This window comes from Streptomyces sp. NPDC059499 (assembly GCF_042749285.1).
Lineage (GTDB): Bacteria > Actinomycetota > Actinomycetes > Streptomycetales > Streptomycetaceae > Streptomyces.
This window is the reverse complement of record NZ_JBHYTT010000015.1, coordinates 121,906-139,521: the sequence shown is the minus strand read 5'-3', so window position 1 is coordinate 139,521 and position 17,616 is coordinate 121,906. Positions and strand designations below refer to the sequence as shown.

Genomic DNA, 17,616 nt, shown 5'->3' with positions numbered 1-17,616 from the left:
GGTGGCCGATACTGGACTGGTTATGGAAATCGTCATCCTTGCTGTAGTCATCGCCCTGGTCGCGGTCGGCCTGATCAGCGGGCTCGTGGTCAGCAGCCGCAAGAAGAAGCAGCTGCCGCCCTCGGCGCCGTCGAGCACGCCGACCATCACACCTCCCGCCGAACCTCACATCGGCGACGAGGCCGAGGCGCCGCGCGACGAAGCGCGGCGCACCATCGAGGAGGTCGGTCCCCCCGGAACCGAGGCTCCCGCCGGGGAAGCCCCGGTGGTCATCGAGCCGGAGATCCCCCCGCTCGAAGTCCCCGAGCCCACCGAGGGCCGTCTGGTACGCCTCCGTGCCAGGCTCGCCCGCTCGCAGAACTCCCTGGGCAAGGGGCTGCTCACACTCCTGTCCCGCGACAACCTCGACGAGGACACCTGGGAGGAGATCGAGGACACCCTCCTGACCGCCGACGTCGGCGTCGCGCCCACCCAGGAACTGGTGGAGCGGCTCCGTGAGAGGGTCCGCATCCTCGGCACCCGTACGCCGGAAGGCCTGCGCACGCTGCTGCGCGAGGAGCTCATCACCCTTCTCGGTACCGACTTCGACCGTGCCGTGAAGACGGAGGGCGGCGCCGAGACGCCCGGCGTCGTGATGGTCGTCGGAGTCAACGGCACCGGCAAGACGACCACCACGGGCAAGCTCGCCCGGGTGCTCGTCGCCGACGGCCGCAGTGTCGTGCTCGGTGCGGCCGACACCTTCCGCGCCGCCGCCGCGGATCAGCTCCAGACCTGGGGCGAGCGCGTCGGCGCCCGCACGGTCCGCGGACCCGAGGGCGGCGACCCCGCGTCGATCGCCTTCGACGCGGTGAAGGAGGGCATCGCCGAGGGCGCGGACGTCGTGCTCATCGACACCGCCGGCCGACTGCACACCAAGACCGGCCTCATGGACGAGCTCGGCAAGGTCAAGCGCGTCGTCGAGAAGCACGGGCCGCTCGACGAGATCCTCCTCGTCCTCGATGCCACGACGGGCCAGAACGGCCTGGTGCAGGCACGGGTGTTCGCCGAGGTCGTCGACATCACCGGCATCGTCCTCACCAAGCTGGACGGCACCGCCAAGGGCGGCATCGTCATCGCGGTCCAGCGTGAGCTGGGCGTCCCGGTGAAGCTCATCGGCCTCGGTGAGGGGCCGGACGACCTGGCTCCGTTCGAGCCGGACGCCTTCGTCGACGCACTGATCGGCGACTGACTCCCGTACCCCCGCGCACGCCGGAAGGGCGGTGAACCCGAGAGGGGTTCACCGCCCTTCGGGCGTCACCAGCGATGGCATATGTAGGCCAGCGTGCCCAGCAGCAGTCGTGCCTGCGGGGGAGCGACAGCCGTGTCCGGCTGCGGGGGACGCAGCCACCGGACCGGCCCCAGACCCCCGAGGTCGGACGGCGGAGCCGTGATGTACGAACCCGGGCCCAGCGCACGCAGGTCGAGATCCGCGTCGTCCCAGCCCATCCGGTACAGGAGCCCCGGCAGTCCGGCCGCGGCGCCGGGGGCGACGAAGAACTGCGTCCGCCCGGTGGGGGTCACCGTCACCGGGCCCAGCGGCAGTCCCATCCGCTCCATGCGTACCAGGGCCCGCCGGCCGGCGGCCTCGGCGACGTCGAGCACGTCGAAGCTGCGGCCCACGGGGAGCAGCATCGAGGCGCCGGGCACCTCGGCCCAGGCGTTCGCGGCGATCGTGAAGGTGGCGCCCGCCGGCACCTCCTGGGCGAAGTCCAGGGGGTGCGCCCCGGGGGCCGCGCACACGTCGTCGCCGCACGAGCAGGCGCCGTCGCTCGCCCGTGCTCCCGGAGCCACCGCCCAGCCCCAGATTCCTGTGTACTCGGCCACCGCGGTGCCCTCGGCCGCACGGCCGCGGCGCCGCGAGCCGGATCGCATCTCACGGATGCCGCCGATCGTGAAGCCCATGCCCCCTCCAACGGGTCCGAGTCACCGGTGGTTACGACCCGGAGCACGCGAGCGTCCTCCGGCGCTGCCGACGGTCATATGACGCGCGGGGGTGACATCGGGGGGTTGCGCGATACGGTTCACGCGCCCCTGAATGCTTCACTCCGCTCGTCCCTGATCGCGGCCTGTCAAGTGAATCGCGGTCAGCGCCGGGCGCGTTCATCCGAAGGGGTGGCGAATGGTGGCGTTTCCGCGGTCACCCTCGCGTGAGCAGTGATCGTAGGATTACCGTCGGTACTCGAACCATGCAATTGCATGTGCGCTCACGGGTATGCCCCGGGCAACCCGACTCTCTGTTCGATGGTGCGCAACGTCCGTACGGGCAGCACCGATGCACGGCATTCTGATAGAGGTTCGCGCGACAGGTTTCAGCGGGATGGGGGCGTTCCAGTGAGTGGCAGCGGCGCAGGCGAGGCGAATGCCGGGAAGCGCCCCAACGGGCAATTGGGATCATGGTTCGTGCGCAGCGGCTGGTCGAAGGGCGAGCTCGCACGCCAGGTGAACCGACGTGCGCGCCAGCTGGGCGCCCACCACATCAGCACCGACACCTCCCGGGTCCGGCGCTGGCTCGACGGCGAACAGCCGCGTGAACCCATCCCGCGCATCCTCTCCGAGCTCTTCTCCGAGCGCTTCGGCACCGTCGTCGCCGTCGAGGACCTGGGTCTGCGCGCCGCCCACCAGTCCCCGTCGGTGGCCGGGGTCGACCTGCCCTGGGCGGGCCCGCAGACCGTCGCGCTGCTCAGTGAGTTCTCCCGCAGCGACCTGATGCTGGCGCGGCGCGGCTTCCTCGGCTCCTCCCTCGCCCTGGCCGCCGGCCCCACCCTCATCGAACCGATGCAGCGCTGGCTGGTGCCCGCGACCCCCTCCGGGCCCCCGGTGCCGGAACAGTCCGTCCCCGGCCAACGCCCCTCGCGGCTCTCGGGACCAGAGCTGGACCTGCTGGAGTCCACCACCGCGATGTTCCGCCAGTGGGACGCGCAGTGCGGTGGCGGACTGCGCCGCAAGGCCGTCGTGGGCCAACTCCACGAGGTCACCGACCTGTTACAGGAATCCCAGCCCGAGGCGACCGCGAAGCGCCTCTTCCGCTGCGCCGCCGAACTGGCCGAACTGGCCGGCTGGATGAGCTACGACGTCGGCCTCCAGCCCACCGCGCAGAAGTACTTCGTCCTCGCCCTGCACGCCTCCAAGGAGGCGGGGGACAAGCCGCTGGGTTCGTACATCCTGTCCAGCATGAGCCGTCAGATGATCCACCTCGGGCGGCCCGACGACGCACTCGAACTCATCCACCTCGCCCAGTACGGCAGCCGTGACTGCGCCACCGGGCGCACCCAGGCCATGCTGTATGCGATGGAGGCCCGTGCGTACGCCAACATGGGCCAGCCCAGCAAGTGCAAGCGGGCGGTCCGGATGGCCGAGGACACCTTCGCCGACGCCGGACTCGACGGCGAGCCCGAGCCCGACTGGATCCGCTTCTTCTCCGACGCCGAACTGCACGGCGAGAACGCCCACTCCTACCGTGACCTCGCCTATGTCGCAGGCCGCAGCCCCACGTACGCCTCGCTCGCGGAGCCCGTCATGGCGCGCGCCGTCGAGCTCTTCGGCGAGGACGACGAGCACCAGAGGTCCTTCGCGCTCAATCTGATCGGCATGGCCACCGTGCATCTGCTCAAGCGCGAGCCCGAGGAGTCGACGGTGCTGGCCACCCAGGCCCTGAAGATCGCCAAGAAGGTCAGGTCCGAGCGTGTGAACACCCGGCTCCGCAAGACCGTCGACACCGCTGCCAGGGACTTCGGCGACATTGCCGAGGTCGCCCGGCTCACCGACCTGCTCACCGAGCAGCTTCCGGAGACCGCGGAAGCGGTCTGACCGCCACACCGACCACCGGCCACGACAGCCATCCCGTACATCCCGACTCGGCTCCCCCATTGCCAGGTCAGCGGGTGGCTGCCGTGGCCGGTTCACGTCCTGAGCCGTCCGAACCGCACCGTATGCGGCGCAGGCAGCATGGTAGGCAGCACAACGGGTTCGCCACTCCCGGTTCATTCGGACGTAACACGCGAAGCCCCTTCGTCACTGAGGCGAAACATCGTGCGGCATTCGTGGAAACCGCGCTGCGCGAATCTCATGGCGCATAACCGGCCCGCACCTTTTCCACAGTGGTCCCGCACCCCCGCACGTGGCCGCACCGACGACGAGGAGACGCCGATGCCCCCAGGCATCACGACGCTTGCCGCAGACGCCCCGACGCTGTCTGCCGCCAATACCGGGTTCATGCTCATCTGCTCCGCGATGGTGATGCTGATGACCCCGGGCCTGGCCTTCTTCTACGGAGGCATGGTCCGCGTCAAGAGCACCCTGAACATGCTGATGATGAGCTTCATCAGCCTCGGGATCGTCACGATCCTGTGGGTGCTCTACGGATTCAGCCTTGCCTTCGGCGCCGACGTCGGCTCCGTCATCGGCTGGAGCTCGGACTTCGTCGGCCTCAGCGGGATCGGCGTCACGGAGCTCTGGGACGGCTACACCATCCCGACCTACGTCTTCGCCGTCTTCCAGCTGATGTTCGCCGTGCTCACCCCGGCCCTCATCAGCGGTGCTCTCGCCGACCGGGTCAAGTTCACCTCCTGGGCCCTGTTCGTCGCGCTGTGGGTCACCGTCGTCTACTTCCCGGTCGCGCACTGGGTCTGGGGCGCCGGCGGCTGGCTCTTCGAGCTGGGCGTCATCGACTTCGCCGGTGGTACGGCCGTCCACATCAACGCGGGTGCCGCAGCCCTCGGCGTGATCCTGGTCATCGGCAAGCGGGTCGGCTTCAAGAAGGACCCGATGCGGCCGCACAGCCTGCCGCTCGTCATGCTCGGTGCCGCGCTCCTGTGGTTCGGCTGGTTCGGCTTCAACGCCGGCTCGTGGCTCGGCAACGACGACGGTGTCGGCGCGGTCATGTTCGTCAACACCCAGGTCGCCACCGGTGCGGCAGTCCTGGGCTGGCTCGCCTACGAGAAGATCCGCCACGGCTCCTTCACCACCCTGGGTGCGGCGTCCGGCGCCGTGGCCGGCCTCGTCGCCATCACCCCGGCGGGCGGCGCCGTCAGCCCGCTCGGCGCCATCGCGATCGGCGTCATCGCCGGTGTCCTGTGCGCCATGGCCGTCGGCCTGAAGTACAAGTTCGGCTACGACGACTCCCTGGACGTCGTCGGCGTCCACCTCGTCGGCGGTGTCATCGGCTCCCTCCTCGTCGGCTTCTTCGCCACCGGCGGTGTGCAGTCCGACGTCAAGGGCCTCTTCTACGGCGGCGGCCTCGACCAGCTCGGCAAGCAGGCCGTCGGAGTGTTCGCGGTCCTCGCGTACTCTCTGGTCGTCTCCGCGATCCTCGCCTTCCTCCTGGACAAGACGATCGGTATGCGCGTCTCCGAGGACGACGAGATCTCCGGCATCGACCAGGTCGAGCACGCCGAGACGGCGTACGACTTCAGCGGCGCCGGCGGCGGCGCGGCCACGCGCACCACACCTCCGGCGCCCGGCGCCACGGCAGCCCCGACGAACAAGAAGGTGGACGCATGAAGCTCATCACCGCAGTCGTGAAGCCACACAGGCTGGACGAGATCAAGGAGGCCCTCCAGGCCTTCGGCGTCCAGGGCCTCACGGTCACGGAGGCCAGCGGTTACGGGCGGCAGCGCGGACACACCGAGGTCTACCGGGGCGCCGAGTACACCGTCGACCTCGTACCCAAGATCCGCATCGAGGTGCTCGTCGAGGACGAGGACGCCGAACAGCTCATCGACGTGGTCGTCAAGGCCGCCCGGACGGGCAAGATCGGTGACGGCAAGGTCTGGAGCGTCCCCGTCGAGACCGCGATCCGCGTACGGACCGGTGAGCGCGGCCCGGACGCACTCTGACCGACGGTTTTCCCGAACGGAAAGGCAGCTGGGTGACGAGCACCGAAGTGACCACCGAATCCGAGGACTCGGGACCCAGCGGCTACGCGGCGGCCCGGCTGCGTCTTCTCCAGGAGAAGACGCAGTCCGGGCCGCCGCGCCGTGCCGCCCTGGCCCGGATCACCGACGAGTGGCTGACCGCGCTGTTCACCGCGGCCGTCGAGGCGGCGGGCGTCCGCGGCGCGGCCCTCGTCGCCGTCGGCGGGTACGGCCGCGGCGAACTCTCCCCGCGCAGCGACCTCGACCTCCTCCTCCTGCACGACGGCAGCGCCGACGCCGGAGCCGTCGCCGCCCTCGCCGACCACGTCTGGTACCCCGTGTGGGACCTCGGCCTGGCCCTCGACCACTCCGTACGCACCCCCGGCGAAGCACTCAAGACCGCCGGCGAGGACCTCAAGGTCCAGCTCGGGCTGCTCGACGCGCGCCCCGTCGCCGGAGACCTCGGGCTCGTCGCCGGACTGCGCACCGCCGTCCTCGCCGACTGGCGGAACCAGGCCCCCAAGCGCCTCCCCGCCCTCGACGAACTCTGCCGGGAGCGGGCCGAACGCATGGGCGAGCTCCAGTTCCTGCTCGAACCCGACCTGAAGGAAGCCCGCGGCGGTCTCCGTGACGCCACCGCCCTGCGCGCCGTCGCCGCCTCCTGGGTCGCCGACGCCCCACGCGAAGGCCTCGCCGAAGCCCGTCGCACCCTCCTCGACGCACGCGACGCCCTCCACCTCACCACCGGCCGCGCCACCGACCGCCTCGCCCTGCAGGAACAGGACCAGGTGGCCGGCGCCCTCGGCCTCCTCGACTCCGACGCCCTGCTGCGCCAGGTGTACGAGGCCGCCCGCACCGTCTCGTACGCCACCGACGTCACCTGGCGCGAGGTCAACCGCGTCCTGCGCGCCCGCTCCACACGCCCCCGGCTTCGGGCGATCCTCGGCGGCGGCACCAAGGCCGCCCCGGAACGCACCCCGCTCGCCGAGGGCGTCGTCGAGGCGGACGGCGAAGTCGTCCTCGCACGCACCGCACGCCCCGAGAAGGACCCCGTCCTCACCCTCCGGGCCGCAGCGGCGGCGGCCGAGTCCGGGCTGCCGCTCTCCCGCCACCTCGTACGCCACCTGCGGACCGCGGCCCAGCCGATGCCCGTGCCGTGGCCCGCACAGGCCCGCGAGGAACTCGTCACCCTGCTGGGCGCGGGCGAGTCCACCGTCGGCGTCTGGGAGGCCCTGGAGGCGGAGGGCATCATCACCCGGCTGCTGCCCGACTGGGAACGGGTCCACTGCCGTCCGCAGCGCAACCCCGTCCACACCTGGACCGTCGACCGCCACCTCGTCGAGACGGCCGTCCGCGCCTCCTCCCTCACCCGCCGCGTGGGCCGCCCCGACCTCCTCCTGGTCGCGGCCCTCCTGCACGACATCGGCAAGGGCTGGCCCGGGGACCACTCCGTCGCGGGCGAGGTCATCGCCCGCGACATGGCCGCCCGCATCGGCTTCGACAAGCAGGACGTGGGTGTCCTCGCCACCCTCGTACGCCACCACCTCCTGCTCATCGAGACCGCCACCCGGCGCGACCTCGACGATCCGGCGACCGTCCGCTCCGTCGCCACCGCCGTCGGCAGCGCCTCCACCCTGGAACTGCTGCACGCGCTGACCGAGGCCGACGCGCTGGCCACCGGTCCCGCCGCGTGGAGCTCCTGGCGGGCCTCCCTCGTCACGGACCTCGTCAAGCGCGTCGCCGCGCTCCTGGCCGGGGAGGAGCCGCCCGAGCAGGAACCCCTCGCGCCCAGCGCCGAACAGGAACGCCTCGCCATCGAGGCCCTGCGCACCGGCGAAGCCGTCCTGTCCCTGCGCACCCAGCCCGAGCCCGTCTCGGAGGACGGCGAACCCGGACCCGTCGGCGTCGAGCTCCTCATCGCCCTGCCCGACCGGCCCGGCGTGCTGCCGGCCGCGGCCGGGGTACTCGCCCTGCACCGCCTCACCGTCCGCGCCGCCGATCTGCGCGCCGTCGAGCTCCCCACCGAGCTCGGCGAGACAGCCGGTCTGCTGGTGCTCAGCTGGCGGGTGGCGGCCGAGTACGGATCCCTCCCGCAGGCCACCCGGCTCCGCGCCGATCTCGTACGGGCCCTGGACGGGTCGCTGGACATCCGCACCCGCCTCGCCGAGCGCGAGGCCGCCTACCCGAGGCGCCGCGGCGTGAAGGCGCCGCCGCCCAGGGTGACCGTGGCGGCGGCCGGCTCACGGCTCGCCACGGTGATCGAGGTGCGCGCCCAGGACGCCCCGGGACTCCTGCACCGGATCGGCTGGGCCCTGGAGCAGAGCGCGGTACGGGTGCGCAGCGCCCATGTCTCGACGCTCGGCGCCAACGCGGTGGACGCCTTCTACGTCACGGACACCGACGGTGAGCCGCTGCCCCGGGAACGGGCGGCGGCAGTCGCCAGGGAGGTGGAGAAGGCACTGCGCTGAACCCCGCCGCCGAGCCGTTCGTCACGAGAAACGGCCGGGGGCTTTGCGTTCCACGGGGTCCGGATACCCTGGAGGGCGATTGACCTGCCACCACCCCCGACCCTGAGGACCGACGAGCGCCGTGTTCGATACTCTCTCCGACCGCCTTAGCGCGACTTTCAAAAACCTCAGGGGCAAGGGCCGCTTGTCCGAGGCGGACATCGACGCCACGGCTCGCGAGATCCGTATCGCACTGCTCGAGGCCGATGTCGCCCTGCCCGTCGTCCGTGCGTTCATCGCCAACGTCAAGGAGCGGGCGCGCGGCGTCGAGGTCTCCCAGGCGCTGAACCCGGCCCAGCAGGTCGTCAAGATCGTCAACGAGGAACTCGTAGGGATCCTCGGCGGCGAGACCCGGCGGCTCCGGTTCGCCAAGAACCCTCCCACCGTGATCATGCTCGCGGGTCTGCAGGGTGCCGGTAAGACGACCCTCGCCGGAAAGCTCGGTCTCTGGCTCAAGAGCCAGGGCCACTCGCCGCTGCTGGTCGCCTGTGACCTCCAGCGTCCGAACGCCGTCAACCAGCTCAGCGTCGTCGCCGACCGCGCCGGTGTCGCGGTGTACGCGCCGGAGCCGGGCAACGGGGTGGGGGACCCGGTCCAGGTCGCCAAGGACTCGATCGAGCACGCCCGCGCCAAGCAGTACGACGTGGTCGTGGTCGACACCGCGGGCCGCCTCGGTATCGACCAGGAACTGATGCAGCAGGCCGCGGACATCCGCGACGCCGTCAGCCCCGACGAGATCCTCTTCGTCGTCGACGCGATGATCGGCCAGGACGCGGTCAACACCGCCGAGGCCTTCCGCGACGGAGTCGGCTTCGACGGCGTGGTCCTGTCCAAGCTCGACGGTGACGCCCGTGGTGGCGCCGCCCTGTCGATCGCCCATGTCACGGGCAAGCAGGTCATGTTCGCGTCGAACGGTGAGAAGCTCGAGGACTTCGACGCCTTCCACCCCGACCGCATGGCGTCCCGCATCCTCGACATGGGTGACCTGCTCACCCTGATCGAGCAGGCGGAGAAGACCTTCAGCCAGGAAGAGGCCGCTCAAATGGCCTCCAAGCTGGCGTCGAGCAAGGGCAAGGACTTCACGCTCGACGACTTCCTGGCGCAGATGGAGCAGGTCAGGAAGATGGGCTCCATCTCCAAGCTGCTCGGGATGCTGCCCGGCATGGGGCAGATCAAGGACCAGATCGCCAACATCGACGAGCGGGACGTGGACCGCACGGCCGCGATCATCAAGTCGATGACGCCGCACGAGCGCCGGGAACCGACCGTCATCAACGGGTCGCGCCGGGCCCGTATCGCCAAGGGCTCCGGCGTCGAGGTCTCCGCGGTGAAGAGCCTGGTGGAGCGGTTCTTCGAGGCCCGCAAGATGATGTCGAAGATGGCCCAGGGCGGCGGCATGCCGGGCATGCCCGGGATGCCCGGCTCGGGTGGCGGCGCGGGCCGTCAGAAGAAGCAGGTCAAGCAGGCCAAGGGCAAGCGCAAGAGCGGCAACCCGATGAAGCGCAAGGCCGAGGAGCAGGCCGAGGCGGCCCGCCGTGAGGCGGCGGCGCAGGGCGGCGCGTTCGGTCTGCCCGCCCAGGAGGACAAGAACTTCGAGCTGCCGGACGAGTTCAAGAAGTTCATGGGCTGACCGGCCGGAAGACATGAGGAAGGGGCGCCCCGCTCGGCGGGGCGCCCCTTCCTCATGTCTCTCCCCGGGTGCTAGACCACGCACACCAGATAGCGGAAGACGTTCGGCATCCATACCGTCCCGTCGGGCCGCCGGTGCGGATGCAGTGCCTCCGCGACCTCCTTCTCCACCTGGGAACGGTCCGTGGCCCGTATCGCCGTGTCGAAGAGGCCGGTCGACAGCAGTCCGCGCACCGCGCTGTCCAGGTCCGCGTACCCGAACGGGCAGGAGACCCGGCCCGATCCGTCCGGTTTCAGCCCCGCCCGCGCCGCAACGTCCTCGAGGTCGTCCCGCAGTGCGGGACGCCAGCCGCCGGGGCGCGGTGTGCGCGCCGACTCGGCGAGCCGGGCCGCCACCCGGAGCACCGGAGCCGTGGCACACCGCTCGGGCGGTCCCCAGCCGGTCAGGACCACCGTGGCCCCCCGCGCGGCCAGTGGCACGGCGGCGGCGAGCGCGGGCGAGAGCCCTTCGGAGTCGCCGGCCGCGCAGCCGATCGGATCGAACGCCGTGAGCAGGTTGTACGCCGGTTCACCGGCCGGTGCGGCCGCCGACGGGGCGCCGGCGACCAGCCGTGCCCGCGGCGGTGCGTCCGGCCGTGCGGGCCCTGCCTCCTGGCCGGACGCGAGACGCTCGCGGGCCAGCGCGAGCCGTTCACGGTCGGTGTCGACCCCGGTGACGTGCGCCCCGCGCGATGCCGCGATGAGGAGGGCGAGCCCGGAACCGCAGCCGATGGAGAGCATCCTGGTACCGGCCCCGACTTCGAGCCGCTCGTACACCGCCTCGTAGAGCGGCGCCAGCATGCGCTCCTGGATCTCCGCCCAGTCACGGGCGCGGGTGCCGCCATCCACGGCGGCGGACGAATCCGCGTACCGGTGGTGCCGGACGAGCGTTGGTGTCATGGAATGCGCCCCAATCCGCCGAGAGGTCGGTCGTGCCCTAGTGGGCGGCCCCCGATGTCGTAGGTGCGCCCGCAGCCCCCGTATGCCAGAGAACTCCGCATCCGCGGTCCCGTCCAGAGGTCGGACGGGGTGGGATGGCATTGCTTGCGTGCTCCGGTCGTGCGCCCCCGGCCTCCGCATCGTGGCCGGGGGCGCCGGGGACCAGCACGCCCGCTGCTCGCTCTCGTCCCAGTCTTACCCGACACGCCGGACGGAGCACGTCGAAGGCTCTTCGCCCGGACGGGCGGGGGGTTCGGGGCCGTCCCGCGGGGCCGGGTAATGTCGCCCGTGGGGCTACCCCGCATACGCGCCGGGGCGTACGGCACGCTACGTACCCCCTTGGTGCGAGCTGTGAGCCTTCTCCGCAGATCTGCGCACCCGCCCTCGTCCGGACGCATCGACGGCAACTGACTGGTACGTGCAAATTATTTGGGATGCCCCGGAATAGGAACACCGGGGCACTCAGGCTCGTTATCACGACGTGAGCACGACACCACCTGTACTTGCCGCAGAGCTGGCACAGGCGTGGGCCGACATTCAGCGGTACCACCCCGAGCTGCCCGATCTTGCCGCGCCAGAGTCCCTGATCGGAGAGTCCTCGTCCGCCTGTGGCGCCGAGCTCTCCTTCGAACGACTGCTCCATGAGGCAGTCCATGGCATCGCCGCCGCGAGAGGTGTCCGGGACACCTCCCGTGCCGGCCGGTACCACAACCGACGGTTCCTCGCGATCGCCGAGGAGCTGGGTCTGGATCATTCCGAGGAACCCCATGCCAGCAGCGGATTCTCGCTGGTGACACTCAATCCCGAGGCCAAACGCAGATACCGTCCGACGACGGAACGGCTCCAGCGCGCCCTCAAGGCGCACACCGTGGCCACCGCCGCCGACACCAAGCGCTCCTTCCGCGGCCCCGCGGCCCGGCACGGCTCCTCCGGAGGGGGCGTGCGGGTCAAGGCCGTCTGCGACTGCGGCCGCAACGTGCGCGTGGTCCCCTCGGTCCTCGCACAGGCCCCGATCGTCTGCGGCGGCTGCGGAAAGCCGTTCCGCATCCCGGAAGCAGTGGCCGCGGTGGGGTGAGGCGACGTGGTGTGGCACAATGGCTAGCTGTACTCGACAGTCGCATAGGACCCCTCTCTTCCTCCGGCTGACGCGTCCATCGGGCACCCGAGTACCGCAACCCCACGTGGCATCTTGTTGTGCCCAACCACGTCAGAGACCAGGAGACACCACTTCCGTGGCAGTCAAGATCAAGCTGAAGCGCATGGGCAAGATCCGTTCGCCTCACTACCGCATCATCGTCGCCGACTCCCGTACCCGCCGTGACGGCCGGGCCATCGAGGAGATCGGCCTGTACCACCCGGTGCAGAACCCGTCGCGCATCGAGGTCAACGCAGAGCGCGCGCAGTACTGGCTGTCCGTCGGCGCCCAGCCGACCGAGCCGGTCCTCGCGATCCTGAAGCTCACCGGTGACTGGCAGGCCCACAAGGGCCTTCCCGCCCCCGCGCCGCTGCTGCAGCCGGAGCCCAAGGCTGACAAGCGCGCCCTGTTCGAGGCCCTTACCTCGGACGGCGACGAGGCCAAGGGTGAGGCCATCACCCAGAAGGCCAAGAAGTCGGACAAGAAGGCGGACGAGGCGGCCGACGCTGCCGCGTCCACCGAGTCGACCGAGGCCTGAGCATGCTCGAGGAGGCTCTTGAGCACCTCGTGAAGGGCATCGTCGACAACCCCGACGATGTGCAGGTCGCCTCGCGCGATCTGCGCCGTGGACGTGTGCTCGAGGTCCGGGTCCATCCCGATGACCTCGGCAAGGTGATCGGCCGCAACGGCCGCACCGCACGCGCCCTGCGTACCGTCGTGGGTGCAATCGGCGGCCGTGGTATCCGCGTCGACCTCGTCGATGTGGATCAGGTTCGCTGAAAGAGTTGAACACCGGCCGGGGCCGGGGAGGGCTTTCGAGCCGTCCCCGGCCTTTGTCGTCCCTACACCATCACCGGGAGAAGTAGCGTGCAGTTGGTAGTTGCGCGGATCGGCCGCGCCCATGGCATCAAGGGCGAGGTCACCGTCGAGGTGCGGACGGACGAGCCCGAACTGCGGCTCGGCCCCGGGGCCGTCCTCGCCACGGAACCAGCGGCTACGGGCCCCCTGACGATCGAGACCGGCCGGGTGCACAGCGGCAGGCTGCTGCTGCGCTTCGAGGGCGTACGCGACCGTACGGCCGCCGAGGCACTCCGCAACACGCTGCTGATCGCCGAGGTGGACCCGGAAGAGCTTCCCGAGGACCCGGAGGAGTTCTACGACCACCAGCTGATGGACCTCGACGTGGTCCTCGCCGACGGAACCGTGATCGGCCGGATCACCGAGATCACTCACCTGCCCTCCCAGGACCTCTTCATCGTGGAGCGCCCCGACGGCAGCGAGGTGATGATCCCGTTCGTCGAGGAGATCGTCAGCGAGATCGACCTGGAGGAGCAGCGGGCCGTCATCACGCCGCCGCCCGGCCTGATCGACGAGAGCGAGGCCGTGGTCGCCTCCTCGCGCGACGAGGAGGCCGGCGAGGCCTCCGGTGAGCCCGGAAAGGGCGACGCGTGATGCGGCTCGACGTCGTCACGATCTTTCCCGAGTACCTGGAACCGCTGAACGTCTCCCTCGTCGGCAAGGCGCGCTCCCGGGGGCGCCTCGACGTGCACGTCCACGACCTGCGGGACTGGACGTACGACCGGCACAACACGGTGGACGACACCCCGTACGGCGGCGGCCCCGGCATGGTCATGAAGACCGGGCCCTGGGGCGAGGCCCTGGACGACGCACTGGCCGCCGGCTACGAGGCTGGGGCGCACTCCCCGGTGCTCGTGGTGCCCACACCCAGCGGGCGGCCCTTCACCCAGGAGCTCGCCGTCGAGCTCTCGGAGCGGCCGTGGCTGATCTTCACGCCCGCCAGGTACGAGGGCATCGACCGCCGGGTGATGGACGAGTACGCCACCCGCATGCCGGTCGTGGAGGTGTCCATCGGGGACTACGTCCTGGCCGGCGGGGAAGCGGCCGTCCTGGTGATCACGGAGGCCGTTGCGCGGCTCCTGCCGGGAGTACTCGGCAACGCCGAATCGCACCGTGACGACTCCTTCGCACCCGGAGCCATGGCCGATCTGCTCGAGGGGCCCGTCTACACGAAGCCGCCCGAGTGGCGCGGGCGCGGCATCCCGGACGTGCTGCTCAGCGGCCACCACGGCAGGATCGCGCGGTGGCGCAGGGACGAGGCGTTCCGTCGTACCGCCCTCAACAGGCCCGACCTGATCGAGCGTTGCGAGGCAACCGGCTTCGACAAGAAGGACCGCGAGATCCTCTCGATCCTGGGCTGGGCCCCGGAGCCCGGCGGCCGATTTTGGCGCAGGCCCGAGGCCGTGGAAGAATAGGCCCGCTGTACGTCCGGCGTGCGCCCCTGCCACAGGGGGAAAGACGCCCGCCCGATGTGATCAGCATCCGAACTTTCCCACTCTCCCGTCGATGACCTGTGGCATCGGCGAAGAAAGCAGACAACATGACTTCCCTGCTCGATGGCGTCAATGCCGCCTCGCTGCGTACCGACCTCCCGGCCTTCCGCCCGGGTGACACCGTCAACGTCCACGTGCGAGTGATCGAGGGCAACCGCTCCCGTATCCAGCAGTTCAAGGGCGTCGTCATCCGCCGCCAGGGCTCGGGCGTCAGCGAGACCTTCACGGTCCGCAAGGTCTCCTTCAGCGTCGGCGTCGAGCGCACCTTCCCGGTGCACAGCCCGATCTTCGAGAAGATCGAGCTCGTCACCCGTGGTGACGTCCGCCGCGCCAAGCTGTACTTCCTCCGTGAGCTGCGCGGCAAGGCCGCGAAGATCAAGGAGAAGCGCGACCGCTGATTCGGCGCCGGCGTCCACAGCGTGGCCGGATAGGATTCGGCCCCGATGGACACGGAAGCCCAGCACACGGAGCGCGATCGCTCCTCCACCCCTGAAGAAGGGCTGGAGGAGGGGTCGCGCTTCACGCATGTCCCGGACCGGCCGGACACCTTGTCCTGGGGGCGAGCCGCCTTCCTGGGGCTGCTCTGCACGGTCGCTCTCCTGCTGTTCAGCGCCTTCGTGCTGCAGCCCTTCCTCATCCCCAGCGGCTCGATGGAGCCCACGCTGCGGGTGGGGGACCGGGTGCTCGTCAACAAACTGGCGTACCGTTTCGGCTCCGAGCCGCAGCGCGGCGACGTGGTGGTCTTCGACGGCACCGGCTCCTTCGTACAGGAGACGCCCGCGGAGAACCCCGTCACCGCGCTCCTGCGCGGGGCGGCCGCGTCCCTGGGGCTGGCCGAGCCCGCCGAGACCGACTTCGTGAAGCGGGTGGTGGGCGTGGGGGGCGATCGCGTGGTCTGCTGCGACAAGCGGGGGAGGCTCGAAGTGAACGGCCGGTCGGTGCACGAGGAGTATCTGTACCCGGGTGACAACCCGTCCGAAGTGGCCTTCGACATCGTGGTGCCCGACGGCACGCTGTGGGTCATGGGCGACCACCGCAGCAACTCACGGGACTCCCGTGACCACCTGGGGCAGCCCGGCGGCGGCATGGTGCCTGTGGACCGGGTCGTCGGACGCGTCGACTGGCTCGGCTGGCCGCTCGGCAGACTCGGCCCCCTGGGCGGGACCGATGCCTTCACCGGCATACGGCCGCCGGGCGCGATCCATGGGTAACCGGGGGCGCAGGCGCGGCGAGACGGAAGCGCACATTCCGCTGCCCACCGGGACCAGGCCGACCTCGGCCCGCTCCCTGCCGACGAGGGCGGAGCGCCGCAGGCTGGCCCGCAAGGTCAAACGGCGCAGGCGACGGTCCGCGATCAAGGAGATACCGCTCCTCGTCATGGTGGCGCTGCTGATCGCGCTGGTGCTCAAGACCTTTCTGGTGCAGGCCTTCGTGATTCCGTCCGGGTCGATGGAGCAGACCATCAAGATCGGCGACCGGGTGCTGGTCGACAAGCTGACACCGTGGTTCGGCTCCGAGCCGCAGCGTGGCGACGTCGTCGTCTTCCGGGATCCGGGGGGCTGGCTGCAGCAGGAGAACGTCGCCAAGGAGGAGCCGCCGGTCGGCGTCAAGCAGGTCAAGGAACTGCTGACCTTCATCGGACTCCTGCCCTCGGACGACGAGCAGGATCTGATCAAGCGAGTGGTGGCCGTCGGGGGCGACACCGTGAAGTGCTGCGGCACGGACGGCAAGGTCACCGTCAACGGCGTGCCGCTCAACGAGCCGTACCTGCATCCGGACAATGTGCCCTCGACTCTCAAATTCGAGGTAAAGGTTCCGCAGGGCCGCATCTTCGTGATGGGCGACCACCGGTCGAACTCCGCGGACTCCCGCTTCCACCTCGACGAACCGGACAGGGGCACGGTTTCGGAGGACGAGGTCGTGGGACGGGCGGTCGTGATCGCCTGGCCGTTCGCTCACTGGCGCAAGCTCGAGGAACCCGGGACGTTCGCCTCGGTGCCCGATGCGCGTGCCGGGGCGACGGAGGCCACGGGCCCGTCGAATAGTGTGTCCTCCCAGGATCGCAACGACATGGTCCTGCTCCCGACCCCTGCGGAACTCCCGCTCGTTATGGGAGTGGTGGGCCTGCGCCGATTCGGGCGTGGGCGGTGGCACGGAGTGAGGAGTGGATGTGGGGGATTTGGCGGTCGGCGCACGATCCGGACACGGCGAACCCGAGGACCGGCCTTCGAACGGCGGGATCCCGGCGGACTCGGCGGGCCGGGCGGAGGGTGACGGCGTCCCCCCGGGGGACGGCTTCCCGGCCGACGACTCCCCGGGGGACGACTCACCGGGCGGCGGCAGTACGGCGCAGAAGAAGCCGCGTTCCTTCTGGAAGGAACTGCCGCTCCTCATCGGTATCGCGCTCATCCTCGCGCTGCTGATCAAGACGTTCCTGGTACAGGCGTTCTCGATCCCCTCGGACTCCATGCAGAACACGCTGCAGCGGGGCGACCGGGTGCTCGTCGACAAGCTGACGCCGTGGTTCGGCTCCGAGCCGGAGCGCGGCGAGGTCGTGGTGTTCCACGACCCGGGCGGCTGGCTCGAGGACACCGCGACTCCGGAACCGAACGCGGTGCAGAAGTTCCTGAGCTTCATCGGGCTCATGCCGTCCGCCGAGGAGAAGGACCTGATCAAGCGGGTCATCGCCATCGGCGGCGACACGGTGGAGTGCAAGAAGAACGGCCCCGTGACGGTCAACGGCAAGGCGCTGGACGACAAGTCGTTCATCTTCGCGGGCAACAGTGCGTGCGATGACGAGCCCTTCGGCCCGATCCATGTCCCCGAGGGCCGGATCTGGGTGATGGGCGACCACCGTCAGAACTCGCTGGACTCCCGTTACCACCAGGAGCTGCCCGGACAGGGCACCGTGTCCACGGACGAGGTGGTCGGACGGGCCATCGTCGTCGCCTGGCCGGTCAACCGGTGGGCGACCCTGCCGATCCCGAGCACGTTCGACCAGCCCGGGCTGAACAAGGCGGCTGCCGCCGCTCCGGCAGCACTCGGTGTAGCCGGAGCGCTGCCCCTCGTGTTCTGGCGTCGCCGGAGGCTGACCAGCGGGCGTACCGCCGGGTAGGGTGCCGACT

General features: G+C 70.4%; 17 protein-coding genes. 15 read left to right on the top strand and 2 right to left on the bottom strand.

The features are described from left to right. The first annotated feature begins 22 nt into the window (after window positions 1-22). Window positions 23-1,228, top strand: a complete 1,206-nt coding sequence (gene ftsY / locus ACFW9O_RS28890; RefSeq protein WP_384613399.1) for a signal recognition particle-docking protein FtsY — start codon at window positions 23-25, stop codon at window positions 1,226-1,228. Between the two features lie 65 nt (window positions 1,229-1,293). Here ftsY and ACFW9O_RS28885 read toward each other — a convergent pair whose 3' ends face one another. Continuing rightward, window positions 1,294-1,941 (bottom strand): bifunctional DNA primase/polymerase, encoded by a 648-nt coding sequence (locus ACFW9O_RS28885; protein WP_351181380.1) that lies wholly within the window; start codon window positions 1,939-1,941, stop codon window positions 1,294-1,296. Between the two features lie 429 nt (window positions 1,942-2,370). Between ACFW9O_RS28885 and ACFW9O_RS28880 the strand changes: the two genes are divergently transcribed. From ACFW9O_RS28880 to ffh, 5 genes are all read left to right on the top strand, one after another. Then, window positions 2,371-3,846, top strand: coding sequence for a hypothetical protein (locus tag ACFW9O_RS28880; protein ID WP_384613398.1), 1,476 nt, complete (start codon window positions 2,371-2,373; stop codon window positions 3,844-3,846). A 339-nt stretch (window positions 3,847-4,185) separates the two neighbouring features. Next, the gene (locus ACFW9O_RS28875) at window positions 4,186-5,538 is read left to right on the top strand and encodes an ammonium transporter (protein ID WP_351181374.1); all 1,353 of its coding nucleotides are present in this window, start codon (window positions 4,186-4,188) and stop codon (window positions 5,536-5,538) included. Continuing rightward, window positions 5,535-5,873, top strand: a complete 339-nt coding sequence (locus ACFW9O_RS28870) for a P-II family nitrogen regulator (RefSeq protein WP_014048583.1) — start codon at window positions 5,535-5,537, stop codon at window positions 5,871-5,873. Before ACFW9O_RS28875 ends, ACFW9O_RS28870 begins: the two co-directional genes overlap by 4 nt. Before the next feature lie 32 nt (window positions 5,874-5,905). Then, complete coding sequence (locus ACFW9O_RS28865; RefSeq protein WP_384613397.1) at window positions 5,906-8,359, top strand: [protein-PII] uridylyltransferase; 2,454 nt, start codon at window positions 5,906-5,908, stop codon at window positions 8,357-8,359. 121 nt (window positions 8,360-8,480) lie between these two features. Then, a complete protein-coding gene (gene ffh, locus ACFW9O_RS28860; protein WP_351177742.1) occupies window positions 8,481-10,028 on the top strand; it encodes a signal recognition particle protein in 1,548 nt (515 codons plus the stop codon). 71 nt (window positions 10,029-10,099) lie between these two features. Here the strand turns inward: ffh and ACFW9O_RS28855 are convergent, their stop codons facing one another. Then, entirely contained in the window at window positions 10,100-10,966 is an 867-nt protein-coding gene (locus ACFW9O_RS28855; protein ID WP_351177739.1) for a methyltransferase domain-containing protein, read from the bottom strand. A gap of 520 nt (window positions 10,967-11,486) precedes the next feature. Between ACFW9O_RS28855 and ACFW9O_RS28850 the strand changes: the two genes are divergently transcribed. The 9 genes from ACFW9O_RS28850 to lepB (ACFW9O_RS28810) all read left to right on the top strand — a co-directional run bounded on the left by ACFW9O_RS28850 (window position 11,487) and on the right by lepB (ACFW9O_RS28810) (window position 17,606). Then, on the top strand, window positions 11,487-12,080 hold the full coding sequence (locus ACFW9O_RS28850) for a hypothetical protein (RefSeq protein WP_384613394.1): 594 nt from the start codon (window positions 11,487-11,489) through the stop codon (window positions 12,078-12,080). A 157-nt stretch (window positions 12,081-12,237) separates the two neighbouring features. Continuing rightward, window positions 12,238-12,678 carry a 30S ribosomal protein S16 gene (rpsP, locus tag ACFW9O_RS28845; RefSeq protein WP_329206954.1) on the top strand — a complete coding sequence of 147 codons (441 nt, stop codon included), beginning with the start codon at window positions 12,238-12,240 and terminating at the stop codon, window positions 12,676-12,678. A 2-nt stretch (window positions 12,679-12,680) separates the two neighbouring features. Continuing rightward, window positions 12,681-12,920: an RNA-binding protein gene (locus ACFW9O_RS28840; RefSeq protein WP_014153811.1), complete on the top strand. Its 240-nt coding sequence runs from the start codon at window positions 12,681-12,683 to the stop codon at window positions 12,918-12,920. Window positions 12,921-13,007: 87 nt separating this feature from the next. Continuing rightward, window positions 13,008-13,592, top strand: coding sequence for a ribosome maturation factor RimM (rimM, locus tag ACFW9O_RS28835; RefSeq protein ID WP_384613392.1), 585 nt, complete (start codon window positions 13,008-13,010; stop codon window positions 13,590-13,592). Further along, the gene (gene trmD / locus ACFW9O_RS28830) at window positions 13,592-14,413 is read left to right on the top strand and encodes a tRNA (guanosine(37)-N1)-methyltransferase TrmD (protein ID WP_351177754.1); all 822 of its coding nucleotides are present in this window, start codon (window positions 13,592-13,594) and stop codon (window positions 14,411-14,413) included. The genes rimM and trmD overlap by 1 nt, the downstream gene beginning before the upstream one ends. Before the next feature lie 125 nt (window positions 14,414-14,538). Next, a complete protein-coding gene (gene rplS, locus ACFW9O_RS28825) occupies window positions 14,539-14,889 on the top strand; it encodes a 50S ribosomal protein L19 (protein WP_031100562.1) in 351 nt (116 codons plus the stop codon). 45 nt (window positions 14,890-14,934) lie between these two features. Then, window positions 14,935-15,702 (top strand): signal peptidase I, encoded by a 768-nt coding sequence (lepB, locus tag ACFW9O_RS28820; protein WP_384613390.1) that lies wholly within the window; start codon window positions 14,935-14,937, stop codon window positions 15,700-15,702. After that, window positions 15,695-16,765, top strand: coding sequence for a signal peptidase I (gene lepB, locus ACFW9O_RS28815; RefSeq protein ID WP_351177726.1), 1,071 nt, complete (start codon window positions 15,695-15,697; stop codon window positions 16,763-16,765). Before lepB (ACFW9O_RS28820) ends, lepB (ACFW9O_RS28815) begins: the two co-directional genes overlap by 8 nt. Beyond that, a complete protein-coding gene (gene lepB / locus ACFW9O_RS28810; RefSeq protein ID WP_384613431.1) occupies window positions 16,671-17,606 on the top strand; it encodes a signal peptidase I in 936 nt (311 codons plus the stop codon). Before lepB (ACFW9O_RS28815) ends, lepB (ACFW9O_RS28810) begins: the two co-directional genes overlap by 95 nt. Window positions 17,607-17,616: the final 10 nt, after the last annotated feature.